We start from the raw sequence: 14,037 nt of genomic DNA, 5'->3' as shown, positions 1-14,037 counted from the left end.
GTGACTGCCATCGCCGCTCGTGAACCGAAACGTGGCAGTGCGCAACGTCATGGGTAGACGGATTCCACTGTGCTTGGAGGGGACGATGATTCGGCGCTTGTTGATCGGTGTGGTTTGTTGCGGCGCGTTGGCGGTCACGGCGTGTGGTGGCGGTTCGGGGGCGAAGGATCCGGAGCATCCCAATCCGGTGCCGTTGCCCGAGCCGACCTCCAACAGCCAAGCCGTAACCAGTGCGAACCTCGGCTACCTGTGGCCGTTCACGGTCGACCACGGCACCATCGAATGCCGCGCGGGCGAGGTCGCGGTGTTCGTCGCTCCGGATGGGAAGTCGTACGCGCTCAACGACAAAGCCGAACAAGCCGGGCTGGCCGGTATCGAACCCTTGCGCGCGAACGGCGCCGGGGGCGACAAGATCAGTCTCGGCGCCCTGCGCAGCCACGCGTTGCAGCTGTGCAAGTTCGCGGGTTAGCGGGGACGTGTGCGCTAGCGGCTGTCCGGGTTGTACGGGTAATCCTGCACCCAGTGGAACCGGCGGCTCAGCAGCGGGAGCGCGTCCAGGTCGACCTGCCGAAGCCCGATCTCCACGCGGTGCCCCTCGAGCGTGCCGGACAGCTGCGCGCTGTCCGGCGTCGGGGTCTCGAGCGTCAGCGTCGCGATGTCGTTCGGCCTGTCGTACCGGCTCAGGTCCAGCCGATGGTTGGCGACGTCGACGGTTGCCCGGTAGATGGCGATCGAGTCGTCCATGCGCTGCACCTTGAATTCGCCGGGATATTCGAAGAACACGCGCCGCCACCGTCGGTCATCGGTGACGAGCGGTGGCACCTCGCGGCCGTCCGACACCAGCCGATCCACCTGCCACACTCCGTAGAGCGGCGGTTTCGGTCGCCCTTCGCCGTGTTCGCTCCAGGCGGCCATGCAGTCCTGCGCGATGGGGATCGCGATCCACAGCCCCAGCAGTACCTGCCCCAGTAATGCCGAGCGGTTCAACCGGCTGGTACGGAACAGCGGAGGCAGTGTCGACAGCCCGACCGGCCGACGGGACAAGAGCACGTTCAGCAGCCTGCCGAGCTCGGGCGCCAGCAGGAAGACGCTCATCGACAACAGATGCGCCGACATCGATTTGACCGGCACGTCGTAGGTCAGATTCAGCACGAAGACCTGGGTCAAGCCGATGGTGCCGAGCAGCGCGCCGAGGGTCGTCGTGCGCGGCAGCACGAGCAGCAAGCCGCCGACGGCTTCGAAACCGCCGATCATGATCTCGTAGGCCGGCGCGGCGCCGACCGACGACCAGAGCAGCCCCATCGGCGTCAACTCGCCGAACGGCGTCACCAGCGTGGTCAACGGTGGTGACGGCATCTGCGTCAGCAGCACCTTCGCCATGCCGTACAACAGCAGCTGCCCCGCCAGCGCGAACCGCAGAAACAGGCGGAACCAGACGAGCAGCGTCGGATAGGCGGCGCGGCGGCGATCCAGGACGGACCAGACGAGGGTGGCCGCGGCGGCGATGACCAGCAGACAGCACAGCAGTATCCAGTCGTAGGTGCGGTCGCTGCTCGCGGTCGCGTCGTGCACCAGCGGCTCGTGCACGCCGAAGACGTGCACGGCGACCCGATCCACGAGGGGCGTCATCAGCGGGCCCGCGCTCAGCCCCGCGGACGGTCTGCTCGCGAATCCGAGCACGGGGCTGATCACCTGGGTGCACAAGCAATAGAGAGTGAAATAGCCGAAGCAGAAGCGGAAGGCGATGCGCGTCAACGGGTGCCACACAGTTGTGGCTGCGGCCCCGTCGTGTTCCTGACGCGGCTGCGCACGGGTGATCACCGTCATTCGATCTCGATCCTGCGCTCGCCTGCGATGGCGAGCGCGGTCAGCGGCCCGCGCGGCGGGCGTGTCAGTCAGGTGTGGTGGCTGCCGTACGCCAGTCGTCGAGTTCCGCGAGGAAGTCGGTCAGCACGAGCCGATTGCTGTCGGTGAGTTCGGCGCCGTCGAGAACTTTCTGGAAGACGTGGCGGTACAGCTCGACCGTCGCACGGTCGTAGTCGTAGCGGAACACCGCGCGGTCGTCGATGCCGTGCGCGGGCTCGTCGATGCCGTTGCCGGCCGCGAACCGGGCCAAACGGGCCACCTGATCTTCGGTCAGACCAAACGGGAAGAGGATCTGCCACCGATGCGCTGCGGGCTCGGCCATGAGGGTGCTCCAATCGTTTTCAGTCGAAGTCGAAGAAGCTGTCGTCCGCGTCGTAGATCTCTTCGCGCGGATACGCCAGGTCTCGCAGCCAGTCGTCGAACCGACGGATGAACTCGCGGATCGGTGCCAAGTCCTGGTCGGTCGTCGGCTCGTCGTGCACCACCTTGCGCAGCACCTGACGGCACGCGTCGACTTCGGCGCTGTCGAGGACGCCCGAAAACCAGAACCGCGGGTCCCGCCCCGCCCGGAGGAAATCCGCCGAGTCCGGGGCGCCCATGCCCTCTGCGATCGCGTAATCGGCGATACGCTCGACGTTCTCCTTCGTGAGCCCCGGGTCGAAGTGTATCTGCCACGTTCCGGCGTGGGCCGCGGCAGCCGGGATCTGGTTGTTCGGACGATCCAAGTCAGTCCCCAATCCGGTTGAGCTTGTCGTCGTACGTCCCCATCCGGGTGTCCTTCGAGGCGAGCCGTTCCGGGGAACTCGCCATCTTCCAGCGCCCCCCGTTGTGGCCGTCGACGTCCTGCGAAATGTACAAATTCTTCTTCGCGTGCTTGAAGATCAGGCACCCGTGACTTCGGCCCACCTTGGCCTCAGCGTAACCGAGATCACGAGCGGCGGCTCTGTCCTCACTGTCGGTGAACCGCTTGGCCGCGAACTCGAAACCGAACGGCACAGCCGGGGCATCGGCTCGGAAGGTGAGCGCCGCGGCGGGTGGCGTCGCGTCCTCGAGCGGGGCGGCGACCGCCTGCGCGCTCGCGAAGGTGATGAGTGACCACGTCGCGAACAAGGCGGCGGTCGCAGACGTGCGAATGGTCGTCATTGCGTTTCCGATCGTCGGTGCGAGGTAGCGGTCTTCCCGGTGCGGAAGAACTGCTACATCACCGTGACGATGTAGGCGTCCTCGTTGATCGCCACCGAGATCCCGCCCCAGGTCACCAGCCAGGTACGGTGCTCGGGCTGCCACTGCCCCTCGTACTTGCTGTAGATGGCGTCCTCGACCTGATCCTCGTTGATCCGGCGCTCGGCCATTCGCTGGCGTGCGTGGTTGGTGTATCCCGCGATGTAGTGCGGACGACGTCCCGCCACCGCGTCGAATCCGATCTCGGTCACCGCCGCGGGCCGCTCGGTCGTGACGACGGCGGTGCCCGCGTCCGTGACGACGGCGGAAGCCGCCGCGGCGAACGGAATGCCGGACAGCAGAATGGCGAAGCCGGCCAGCGGCGCCGCGGCCGCGCGGATGATTGATCGCATTGTTCCCCTCCTGAATGACTTCGGGCGCGCTACCGCCCGGTGGCCGGGTGAGGCCCGAACCGGGCTGCCCACCCACAGCGGATCCCATCGTGCACCGCTGGGGGCGGGAAACGTCGGCCCGCGCCCGTTCATGGCACCCGCATGGCAGCCGAGCCCGTCAGGACGCGGCAGTCACCGCGGGTGTGGCAGCCGGGGAGGGGGTGCGGGGGCCGGGCTCAGCCGAATTCGATGCCTTGAGCGAGGGGGAGTTCGGTGGAGTAGTTGACGGTGTTGGTGGCTCGGCGCATGTAGGCCTTCCAGGAGTCCGAGCCGGATTCGCGTCCGCCGCCGGTCTGCTTCTCACCGCCGAAGGCGCCGCCGATCTCGGCGCCGGAGGTGCCGATGTTGACATTGGCGATGCCGCAGTCGGAGCCGTCGGCGGCGAGGAAGCGTTCGGCCTCGCGCTGGTCGGTGGTGAAGATCGAGGACGAAAGGCCCTGCGGCACTTCGTTGTGCACCCTGATCGCGTGCTCGAAGTCGTCGTAGGTGAGCACGTAGAGGATCGGCGCGAAGGTCTCTTCCCGCACCACCGCGGTCTGAGCGGGCATGCGCACCAGCGCCGGCCGCACGTAATGGGCGTCGTCGCCGAATCCGTCGACTCGTTCACCGCCGCAGACCAGTTCGCCGCCGTCGCTGACCGCCTTGTCCAGCGCCGCGCGCATCGCGGTGTGGGCCTTGCCGTCGATCAGCGGCCCGACCAGAACCCCGTCGTCGAACGGATTGCCGACGCGCAGCTGCCGGTATGCCCGCTCGAGCCGGTCCACCAGCGGGCCCGCCACGTCCCGGTGCACGATCAGCCGCCGCAGTGTGGTGCACCGCTGACCGGCCGTGCCCGCCGCAGCGAACACGATGGCCCGCGCCGCGAGGTCGAGGTCGGCGGACGCGGTGACGATCGCGCCGTTGTTGCCGCCCAGCTCCAGTAGGCAGCGCCCGAGCCGCTCGGCCACCCGCGGCGCCACCAGCCGGCCCATCCGCACCGAGCCGGTCGCGCTCACCAGCGGCACCCGTTCGTCGTCGACGAGGCGGGCGCCGATATCGCTCGCGCCCAGGATCAATTGATGGATCTCGGGATCCGCGCCTGCCTCGGCGGCCGCGCGCCGCAGCAGCGTGTGGCAGGCGACGGCCGTCAGCGGCGTGGTCTCCGACGGCTTCCACACCACGGTGTCGCCGCAGACCAGCGCGATCGCCGTGTTCCACGCCCAGACCGCGACCGGGAAGTTGAACGCCGAGATGACCCCGACCACGCCGAGCGGATGCCAGGTCTCCATCAACCGGTGGCCCGGACGTTCGGAGGGCATGGTGTAGCCGTACAGCTGCCGGGACAGGCCGACGGCGAATTCGCAGATGTCGATCATCTCCTGCACTTCACCCGCGGCCTCGGCGGGGATCTTGCCCGCCTCCAGCGTCACCAGCTCCGCCAGGTCGCTCTTGTGCTCGGTGAGCAGCTGCCCCAGCCTGCGCACCGTCCCGGCCCGGACGGGAGCCGGGACGCCGCGCCAGGCGTGGAAGGCGGCCGCGGCCCGGCCGATCGCGGCGTCGACCTCCGGCAGTGCGGTCGACCGCAGGGTGGTCAGCTCACCTCCGGTGATCGGAGTGCGCGCGGACAGATCGCCGGGTTCGATGGGCGGCGCATCCAATCGGCGCAGCACCGCATCGGCGCGGGCAGCGAGTTGCCGGGTGGCCCGGTCGTCGAGTACCTCGGTCATGTGTTGTTCCGCCGTACCTTTCGGCCGCGTCGCGGCGTGTCTGTCCCACATAGCGGGAGGGGGGAGGTCAGGTTTCGGACACGAGGCGGGCTGCCTGAGTTAGCCTTCGCTGATGGCGGATACACCGGCAAGACCCGTACTCGATGACATCGATCGCCTGCTGATTCGTGAGCTGATGGCCGATGGACGGGCCACCCTGTCGAATCTGGCCGAGAAGGCGAGTCTGTCGGTGTCCGCGGTGCAGTCCCGGGTCCGCCGATTAGAGGCCCGCGGTGTGATCCGCGGGTACACCGCGCACGTCGATCCCGAAGCGCTCGGCCAACTGCTGTCGGCATTCGTCGCGATCACTCCTCTCGACCCGTCGCAACCCGATGACGCCCCCGCCGTGCTGCAGCACATCCCCGGCATCGAGGCGTGCCACTCGGTAGCCGGCGAGGAGAGCTACATCCTGCTGGTGCGTGTGGCGTCCCCGCGGCACCTCGAGCAGTTGCTCCAAGAGATCAGAGCCACCGCCAACGTGCGCACCCGGAGCACCATCATCTTGCAGACATTCTATGACAGGTAGCGATTCTGTGTAATTAATCCGCTTTGTTGTAGAGGTTCCGTAAATTTTTACGTACCCTCAGGTCGTGACCATCGAACTGGAACGCACCCGCCCGGCGGTCACCCCCGCCGCCCGGGTTCATGAGATCTTGTCGGCGAGCATCCTGGCCGACGGCTTCGACCTGGTTCTCGACCTCAACCGTTCCCGTGGCTGCCGCCTCGTCGACGAACGCGACGGCAGCTCCTACCTCGACATGTTCGGCTTCTTCGCCTCCAACGCGCTGGGCATGAACCATCCGGCCCTCGCCGAGGACGCGCAGTTCCGGGCCGAGCTCGTCAGCGCGGCACTGAACAAGCCGAGCAACTCCGATATCTACACCGTCGAGATGGCCCGTTTCGTCGAGACGTTCGTCCGGGTGCTCGGCGACCCGCGGCTACCGCATCTGTTCTTCATCGACGGCGGCGCGCTGGCGGTGGAGAACGCCCTCAAGATCGCGTTCGACTGGAAGAGCAGGCACAACGAATCCCACGGTCGCGCACCGGAACTAGGGGCCAAGGTGCTGCATCTGACCGGCGCGTTCCACGGCCGCACCGGTTACACCATGTCGCTCACCAACACCGATCCGGTGAAGACCGCGCGTTTCCCCAAGTTCGACTGGCCCCGGATCAAGTCGCCCTACATCACCGACGCGTTCGACGTCGAGGAGGCGGAGGCCTGCGCGCTGGCCCAGGCACGCCGGGCGTTCGAGGAGAACCCGCATGACATAGCGTGTTTCATCGCCGAGCCGATCCAGGGCGAGGGTGGCGACCGGCACCTGCGCCCGCAGTTCCTGCAAGCGGTGCAACGACTGTGTCACGAGCACGACGCGCTGTTCGTGCTGGACGAGGTGCAGACCGGGGTCGGCATGACCGGAACCGCCTGGGCCTACCAGCAACTCGGCTTGGCGCCGGACGTCGTCGCGTTCGGCAAGCGGACCCAGGTGTGCGGCGTCATGGCGGGCGGGCGCGTGGACGAGGTGCCCGGCAACGTGTTCGCGGTCAGCTCCCGGCTCAACTCCACCTGGGGCGGCAACCTCGCCGACATGGTGCGCAGCCGGCGCATCCTGGAGGTGCTCGAGCGCGACGAGCTGATCGAACGGTCCCGTCCGCTGGGCGCGCACCTGCTGGAACGGCTCGGCGCGCTCGCGGCCCGGCACGCCGACGTCAGCGAGCCGCGCGGACGCGGCCTGATGTGCGCGATCACGCTGTCGTCGTCCCGGCTGCGCGACGAGGTGCTCACCGCGCTGCGCGAGCGGGAACGCGTGCTGATTCTCGGCACCGGCGAGCGGGGCATCCGGTTTCGTCCGCCGCTGACGGTCACCGGCGCCGAACTGGACGAGGCGGTCGACGCGCTGGATCGCGTCCTGGCCGGCGTCGACTAACGCGAGGGAAGGAGATCCGGGCATTCCGGTGTCCCGCGGCGCGGGCTACGCCGGAATCCCGGATCCACCTCCTAGGCTTCGCACCCATGTCATCTTGTGGTCACCACGCTGCGACAAGGTGCAACGCGTGAACCGACAGCGGACCTACCGGTGCCGCGCCCTGCATCTCGTCGCGGTGCTGACGCTCTCGGCCGTGGCCGGTTGCGCGGCCAGTGACGCGGGCACGGTGGACGCCGAGCAGAGCCCGGCCGTCCCGGCCACCGTGGCCGCCGCCCCGAGCGCGGAGACGCTCCCACCGCACATGGCCGATCCGCTGCCGGGGATGCCGCCGCCCCTCTCGCCGACCGACGTGTACGCGGCCAACCGGGTACTCAGCCCGGCGGTGGCCGACCACCGCACGCTGGTCTACGTGCCCAACAGCCAGTCGAACACGGTCTCGGTGATCGATCCGGACACCTTCCGGGTGATCGACACCTTCCCGGCGGGCGGCTCGGAACCGCAGCACGTCGTGCCGTCCTACGACATGCAGACCCTCTACGTCACCAACGACCTGCCGCTGGGCGGAGGCAGTCTGTTGCCGATCGATCCGCGGACGGGCAAGCCGGGCGCGCCCTTCCCGGTGCGCGATCCCTACAACATGTACTACACGCCGGACGGCCGGTACGCGCTCGTCGTCGCGGAGGCGGACAAGTCGCTGGACTTCTACGATCCGCTGACCTGGCAGAAGATGCACGCCATGGCGGTGCCGGACTGCGCGGGGGTCGATCACATGGACTTCACCGCCGACGGCCGGCTCGCGCTGGCGTCGTGCGAATTCGTCGGCCGGATGCTGGTTTTCGACGTGGCCGCGCGCAAAGTCGTCAAGATGGTCGACCTGCCCGGCGGCCGCTCGGGCAAGCCCCAGGACGTGAAGCTGTCCCCGGACGGGAACACATTCTTCGTCGCCGACATGACCGCCGACGGCGTCTACCTCTTCGACGCGCACACCTTCGACCTGATCGGGTTCGTGCCGACCGGCAAGGGAACCCACGGGCTCTACGTCTCCCGCGATTCCGCGCAGATGCTCATCACCAACCGGCACGAAGGCAGCATCTCGGTGTGGGATTTCGCGGCGAACGGGTTGGTGCGCAAGTGGTTCGTGCCCGGGGGCGGCAGTCCTGACATGGGCAACATCTCCGCGGACGGTCGCGTCTTCTGGGCGTCCGGCCGCCATCACGGCGAGGTGTACGCCATCGATATCGTCAATTGGAACCTGTTGGCGCGCATCCCCGTCGGTAAAGGGCCGCACGGACTCACCATCTGGCCGCAGCCCGGCCGCTACTCCACCGGGCACACCGGCGTGATGCGCTGACCTGTCCCGTTCCGGAAGCGCATCGATCGGATACACCGGTCAGGACGTGACCGGTTGCAGTCCCAAGCCGCCTTCGACGAAGCGGTGCACGGATGTGAGCCCGGCCGCCAAAGCAGCCTCGTACCCAGGGCGCGCCCAGCCGCTCACTCGCGCGGTGCCGTCGCCCGCCGGGGTCACCCCGATCTCGGCGACCAATTCCGCCGTCGTCGGTTCGCAGACCGCCCAGGAGAAATGCGTCTCCTCCGCCCAGCCCGCACTGCGCCGGGTCACGTAGTCCGGCTCGGTGATCCCGCCCGCGGCCAGTGCGGGGCGGTCATCGATGCGGTCGTCGGCGCGCAGGGCGCGCAGATACCAGGCGCCCGCGTTGATCTCGATCGGCTCCATCAGCATGCGGCCGTTCCGCCGCGCCGCCCGCCCGCAGCGACCGGGGCGCCCGCCATCACTCTGCCGAATTCCGCGACGCCGACCGGCCTCGCTGCGACATGATCGGATGACCGCGGCGTCGTTTTTGCGCGTTTCGCGGTACCGATGCGGATTTCGGGTAGCTCGTTCATGACCAAGAGGCTAGCGGGAGGTTGTATCGACATGGGCGAGCTGTGGTTCGGCCACTACCGCCTCGATCGGCTGCTGGGCAGCGGCGGCATGGGCGAGGTCTGGCTGGCGCACGACACCACCGCCGACCGGACCGTCGCATTGAAGGTGCTGTCCGCCGCGTACGCGTCGGACACGACGTTCCGGCAACGCTTCACCCGGGAGGCCCGGCTGGCCGCCCAGGTGCGCGGGCCGCACCTGGTGCCGATCCACTCGTTCGGCGAACTCGACGGCCGCCTGTACATCGATATGGAGTTCATCGACGGTTGCGATGTCGCCGCGCTGCTGCGGCGCGAGGGGCGACTGGACCTCGAACGCGCGATCGAGATCGTCACCCAGACGGCCACCGCTCTCGATCTCGCGCACCGGGCGGGTTTGGTGCACCGTGACGTGAAGCCGTCCAACATCATGGTCACGCCCGGCGGCACCGCCTACCTGATCGACTTCGGCACCGCGCACCGCAGCGACCAGCCCGCGATCACCCGCACCGGCACCGTGGTGGGCACGCTGGCCTACATGGCGCCGGAGCGGTTCGAGGGGGCGGCGGTTCCACGGTCCGATCAATATTCGCTGGCCTGCGTGCTGTACGAGTGCCTCACCGGGCGGAGACCGTTCGACGACGGCGACCCGCCGCGCCTGTTGCGCGCCCACCTGATGCAGACACCGCCGCCGGCCTCCGCGCTGAATCCCGCCGTGCCGCCGGAACTGGACGCGGTCATCGCGCGCGGCATGGCGAAAGACCCGGCCGACCGCTGGTCCAGCGCGGGGGAACTGGCGTCGGCCGGGTACGCGGCCCTGACCGGCCGGGACGCGACCACGGTCGAACTCTCGTCGGCGATGCCGACCGTCCTGCTGCCGCCGCCGCGCGGGGTGGTCCGCGCCCATGTCGCGCCCGCGGCGCGAAACTCTCTCGGGCCACGTCTGGCCCTGGTGGCGTTCGCGGTGCTCGTCGCGGCGGTCGCCGGGGCGCTATGGCTCGGACGGCCGGACACCACCGACGCGGGACCCGCCACCGCCCCCGTCCCGCCCTCCGAGCACGAACTCACGACACCGTCCGCCCTGCCGTCGCGTCCCCCGTCCGCGCGGACTCCGGTCCCGATCTCGGCGCCCACCGTGATCCTGCCCGGCGCGGGTCAGCCGTGCGATCCGGCGGTCGACGTGCACAGCGTCACCGTGGACGGCCTCGAGCTGACCTGTGCGCCGTCGGCGGGCCGGTCGAGTTGGCTTCCGGTGTCGCCGGCTTCCGGTGGTGTCGCCGCGGAACCCGCGGACGACTCGATCGGATCAGGCCGGCCCGGCCCGGCCGACAAGCCCGACCGGGGCAAACCAGATCACGCGAACCCAGGCCACGGCAAGGACAAGCCGAAGCCCGGCAAGTAGGCGAGTCGTCGCGGGACTGTCGTCCAGCACACAGTGGTGCCCGGCCCAGCGTGCGGTTACGCTCCGAAGGAGGCCACTTCTCCGGCATCGGCACGGTGAGCTGCCGCTTTCCGTTGTCCGCGCCGCGGGCGACGGCCGGGTCGACCAGATGTCAACGGTGACTGGAGGTTCGCGATGGGGGAGGTGCGATTCGGGGGTTACCAGCTGGAGCGGCTGCTCGGCAAGGGCGGCATGGGGCAGGTCTGGCTGGCGTACGACCGGGTGGCGGCGCGCCGCGTGGCGTTGAAACTCCTGCCCGCGGAACTCGCGGCCGCGGGGGGATACCGCAAACGATTCGAGCGCGAAGCCGAGGCCGTGGCGCAGTTGCGCGACCCGCACGTCCCGCGGATCCACCGGTTCGGCGAGATCGACGGCAGGCTCTACATCGACATGCAATTCGTCGAGGGCACCGATCTGGCGCGCAAGCTGCTGGCCGAGGGGCCGATGCCGCCCGCGGAGGCGGTCGGCGTCGTCGGCCACGTCGCCGCCGCACTCGATGTGGCGCACCGAGCCGGGCTGGTGCACCGCGACGTCAAACCGTCGAACATCGTCGTCCACCCCAGCGGCTTCACCTACCTGATCGACTTCGGCATCGCGCACGGTCTCGGTCAGACGGCCGTGACCACCACCGGTATGGCGATCGGCACGCTCGCGTACATGGCGCCGGAGCGGTTCACCGGCAAGGCGGACGGCCGCGCCGACGTCTACTCGCTGGCCTGCGTGCTCTACGAATGCCTCACCGGCTCCCGGCTCTACGGCGACACCGACCCGGCGCAGCAGATGCACGCCCACCTGACGGCGCCGCCGCCACGCGCCGGTTCGGTGTGCGCCGCCGTCCCCGCCGCGCTGGACGTCGTCATCGCCCGCGGTTTGGCCAAGGAACCGGGCGAAAGATTCGCCACCGCAGGTGAGTTCGCCGCAGCCGCGCGAGCGGCGATCGGCGCTTCCGCTCCGGATCCGCGAGTCGTGCCGCCGTCGGCCGTATCGAGGCGTCCGGCGACGAAGCCGTTGACCGGAGTGGCCTCGGCTGTCCGCGACGGCGATCCGGCTGCACGGGAGTATCCTGCACCGGCAAAGGAAGGTGTTGTCGCAGAGGACGGTTCGCAGCCCGCGAGCTCGGCCCCCGCTCCGCGGCGCATGCCCGCTCCGACGAAGGTTCTGCCGAATCAGGGTCCGACACCAACGCTGGTGGCGACCAGGCTCGACTGGCCTTCGGCCACACCACAGCCGAATTCCGCTGCGGGCCGACCTGTTTCGCACCCGGGCTCGTCTGTGCGGGGATATGCCGGTCCACAGCCGCCGCCCGGCACTGGTTATTCCATTCCGGGACAACCCTATTCATCGCGCAGGTGGTGGTATCTGAACGGATCGAATGCCGCCGGAGCCGCACCGCAGGCCGGTTGGCAGGGGCGTCTGCGCGCTCTGCAAGCGCGCGTGCTGACCCCGAAGCCCGGCCCGGTCGCGCCACCGTATCGGGCACCGGCGCGGAAGGTCTTCCCAACGGTCCAGCGTCCGGTTCCTCCGCCGGTCGCGCAGCGGCGGCCGGGCGTCCTCGTCCCGCGCAGGCAGCCGCGACGCCGCCGGAGTCTGCTGTCGAAAATGATCGGCGCGCTGATCGTGGTATTCCTCGCGCCGTTCGCGTTCGCGGCGGGCTGCGTCGCCTTGATCGCGGCGGGAACCAGGACCGGAGACTCCGGCGCCCCCGCGTCGCCGCCCTCGGCGGTGGCGACGGAGCAACCCGGACCGCCCGGCGACGCCGACTCCGCGTCCGATCCGGCCGCCGTGGCGCCGGCGGGCAGCCCCGTGCGCGACGGCAAATTCGAATTCGTCGTGACGGAGGTCGACTCGGGCGTGTCCCGAATCGGATTGCAGAAGGCCGCGGGCTCGTTCCTGATCGTCACACTGGCCGTTCGCAACATCTCCGACGAGACGAAGTGGTTCCTGCCGATGGGCCAGCGCGTCCTGGACGCGCAGAACACGCCCTTCGACCACAACGCCACCGCCACCATGTGGCAGAACACCCAACAGCGCCTCGGCTACTCCTTCGAGCTGCGCCCCGGGCAGTCCGCCACCACCCAACTCGTGTTCGACCTGCCGCAGACGGTGACACCCGACCACCTGGAACTGCACGATTTCGTGCTCTCCGGCGGTGTGCGAGTCCATATCGCCTGAACGACGTCACGCAGCGATCTCGCCTACGCGGTCAAGCGGGCCTGCGGCGTCTGACCCGGCCGCCCGCCGCCCGCGTCAGCCCGTGGCGAGGGCCGCCGGGGCGGGCGTCAGCTGGTTCACGATCCGGCGGCGTCGCTGCCCGCGCGTGCCAGGTCCCCTGTGGGGCTGGGGATGTCCGAGGATGCCGGTGCCGCGAAGAACTCCCGCGTTGAGAATCCGCTCGCGGTCAGGCGGCGGGAAGGACGGCGGAGAGTGCGGCGAGCGCGGCTCGGCGGCCGATCTGCAGGCCCGCGGCCAGCAGCGTGGTGTCTCGGGTGGCGCTGTCGATGTCGGGAGAGCCGACGGGCGGGTGGATCTGCAGGACCGAGTCGCCCAGTTCGGCGAGCGCGCGGTCTTCGATGTCCTGCTGGCGCGGGCGTTCCAGCCAGGCTCGGTACGCGCCGGGAGCCACGGCGCGCATATAACCGCCACCGACGAGCTGGTGCAGGCGCGACGCGGGCGGGCGTCTTTCGTCCACCCGCCGGGTGCGCAGCACCAAGGCGAGGGTGGCGCCCGCACGGACCGCGGTGCGGATCGGCACGGTCTCGGAGAGACCGCCGTCGAAGAACGCCGAGCCGCCCAGGGCGACCGGCGGCCCGGCCAGGATGGGCAGGCCCGCCGACGCGCGCAACGCGCGCATGAGCGTGCGCTTGTCGGTGATGTGCGGGTGCAGGTCGACCGACTGCCCGGTGCGGATATCGGTGGCGATCGGATGGAACGTCGTGGTGTTGGCCAGGATCGCCGCGAAATCCATCGGTTCGATGCCGTCGTATACCTGATGCACGAGATACCGCAGGTCGAACGCCGGGCGTCCGCGCAGCAGCCGGGCCGGGTCGATGGCACGGCGCATGATCGCCGGATCGGTCCAGGAGCGCATGCCGGGGATGGCGCGCCCGCACAGCAGCCAGGCGCCGTTGATGGCGCCCGCCGACGTGCCGTACACGGCGTCGAACACCCCGGCGAGTCCCAGTTCCTCCAGTGCGGACACCATGCCGCTGGAGTACACGCCCCGGCTGCCGCCACCCTCGATCACCAGCACCAGGCGGTGACCGTCGGCACGGCCGGACGTGGCACGCCGCGCGCGGATCACCTCCGCGACGGGGGAGAGGCTTGTCGAGCTGGTCACCGGATCACGATACGACACGCCGGTGGGCGGATCGGGTCCAGCGGCGTGACGGCGGGGGGACCGCGGCGTGAACAAAGAAGCGGGGGGGGGGGGCCCCCCCCCCCCCCCCCCCCCCGGGGGGGGGCCGCCGCGCGGGGGTGGTGTAACGCCACCACCCCGCCCCGCGGGAGGGGCCCGCCCCCCCCCCCCC

The 14,037-nt window shown here is 69.6% G+C and carries 14 protein-coding genes; 6 read left to right on the top strand and 8 right to left on the bottom strand.

The features are described 5' to 3' along the window. The first annotated feature begins 85 nt into the window (after positions 1-85). Complete coding sequence (locus tag ABZ552_RS33150) at positions 86-469, top strand: DUF2511 domain-containing protein (RefSeq protein WP_357441818.1); 384 nt, start codon at positions 86-88, stop codon at positions 467-469. Between the two features lie 14 nt (positions 470-483). Here ABZ552_RS33150 and ABZ552_RS33145 read toward each other — a convergent pair whose 3' ends face one another. From ABZ552_RS33145 to ABZ552_RS33120, 6 genes are all read right to left on the bottom strand, one after another. After that, a complete protein-coding gene (locus ABZ552_RS33145; RefSeq protein WP_357441816.1) occupies positions 484-1,827 on the bottom strand; it encodes a DoxX family protein in 1,344 nt (447 codons plus the stop codon). Positions 1,828-1,891: 64 nt separating this feature from the next. Further along, positions 1,892-2,188, bottom strand: coding sequence for a hypothetical protein (locus ABZ552_RS33140; RefSeq protein WP_357441814.1), 297 nt, complete (start codon positions 2,186-2,188; stop codon positions 1,892-1,894). A 19-nt stretch (positions 2,189-2,207) separates the two neighbouring features. After that, positions 2,208-2,603, bottom strand: coding sequence for a hypothetical protein (locus ABZ552_RS33135; RefSeq protein ID WP_281875316.1), 396 nt, complete (start codon positions 2,601-2,603; stop codon positions 2,208-2,210). Beyond that, on the bottom strand, positions 2,593-3,009 hold the full coding sequence (locus ABZ552_RS33130; RefSeq protein ID WP_281875314.1) for a toxin C-terminal domain-containing protein: 417 nt from the start codon (positions 3,007-3,009) through the stop codon (positions 2,593-2,595). Before ABZ552_RS33130 ends, ABZ552_RS33135 begins: the two co-directional genes overlap by 11 nt. Before the next feature lie 53 nt (positions 3,010-3,062). Then, the gene (locus tag ABZ552_RS33125) at positions 3,063-3,440 is read right to left on the bottom strand and encodes a DUF4258 domain-containing protein (RefSeq protein ID WP_281916723.1); all 378 of its coding nucleotides are present in this window, start codon (positions 3,438-3,440) and stop codon (positions 3,063-3,065) included. 215 nt (positions 3,441-3,655) lie between these two features. Continuing rightward, positions 3,656-5,185: an aldehyde dehydrogenase family protein gene (locus ABZ552_RS33120; RefSeq protein WP_357441811.1), complete on the bottom strand. Its 1,530-nt coding sequence runs from the start codon at positions 5,183-5,185 to the stop codon at positions 3,656-3,658. 112 nt (positions 5,186-5,297) lie between these two features. On the opposite strand from ABZ552_RS33120, the gene ABZ552_RS33115 reads away from it, so the two are divergent. From ABZ552_RS33115 to ABZ552_RS33105, 3 genes are all read left to right on the top strand, one after another. Then, entirely contained in the window at positions 5,298-5,750 is a 453-nt protein-coding gene (locus ABZ552_RS33115; protein WP_039796222.1) for an Lrp/AsnC family transcriptional regulator, read from the top strand. A 64-nt stretch (positions 5,751-5,814) separates the two neighbouring features. Further along, the gene (gene lat, locus ABZ552_RS33110; protein WP_281875310.1) at positions 5,815-7,149 is read left to right on the top strand and encodes an L-lysine 6-transaminase; all 1,335 of its coding nucleotides are present in this window, start codon (positions 5,815-5,817) and stop codon (positions 7,147-7,149) included. Between the two features lie 127 nt (positions 7,150-7,276). Further along, positions 7,277-8,500 (top strand): YncE family protein, encoded by a 1,224-nt coding sequence (locus ABZ552_RS33105; protein ID WP_281916725.1) that lies wholly within the window; start codon positions 7,277-7,279, stop codon positions 8,498-8,500. A gap of 39 nt (positions 8,501-8,539) precedes the next feature. Here ABZ552_RS33105 and ABZ552_RS33100 read toward each other — a convergent pair whose 3' ends face one another. Continuing rightward, a complete protein-coding gene (locus tag ABZ552_RS33100) occupies positions 8,540-8,884 on the bottom strand; it encodes a hypothetical protein (RefSeq protein WP_281919460.1) in 345 nt (114 codons plus the stop codon). Between the two features lie 168 nt (positions 8,885-9,052). Here ABZ552_RS33100 and ABZ552_RS33095 point away from each other — a divergent pair, with 168 nt between their 5' ends. Next, complete coding sequence (locus ABZ552_RS33095; protein ID WP_357441809.1) at positions 9,053-10,471, top strand: protein kinase; 1,419 nt, start codon at positions 9,053-9,055, stop codon at positions 10,469-10,471. A 174-nt stretch (positions 10,472-10,645) separates the two neighbouring features. Next, a complete protein-coding gene (locus ABZ552_RS33090) occupies positions 10,646-12,682 on the top strand; it encodes a protein kinase (protein ID WP_281916727.1) in 2,037 nt (678 codons plus the stop codon). Positions 12,683-12,908: 226 nt separating this feature from the next. Here the strand turns inward: ABZ552_RS33090 and ABZ552_RS33085 are convergent, their stop codons facing one another. Then, complete coding sequence (locus ABZ552_RS33085; protein WP_281916728.1) at positions 12,909-13,847, bottom strand: patatin family protein; 939 nt, start codon at positions 13,845-13,847, stop codon at positions 12,909-12,911. Positions 13,848-14,037: the final 190 nt, after the last annotated feature.

Source organism: Nocardia sp. NPDC019219, assembly GCF_040632645.1.
Classification (GTDB): Bacteria; Actinomycetota; Actinomycetes; order Mycobacteriales; family Mycobacteriaceae; genus Nocardia; species Nocardia sputorum.
This window is presented reverse-complemented; position numbering and strand designations above follow the sequence as displayed.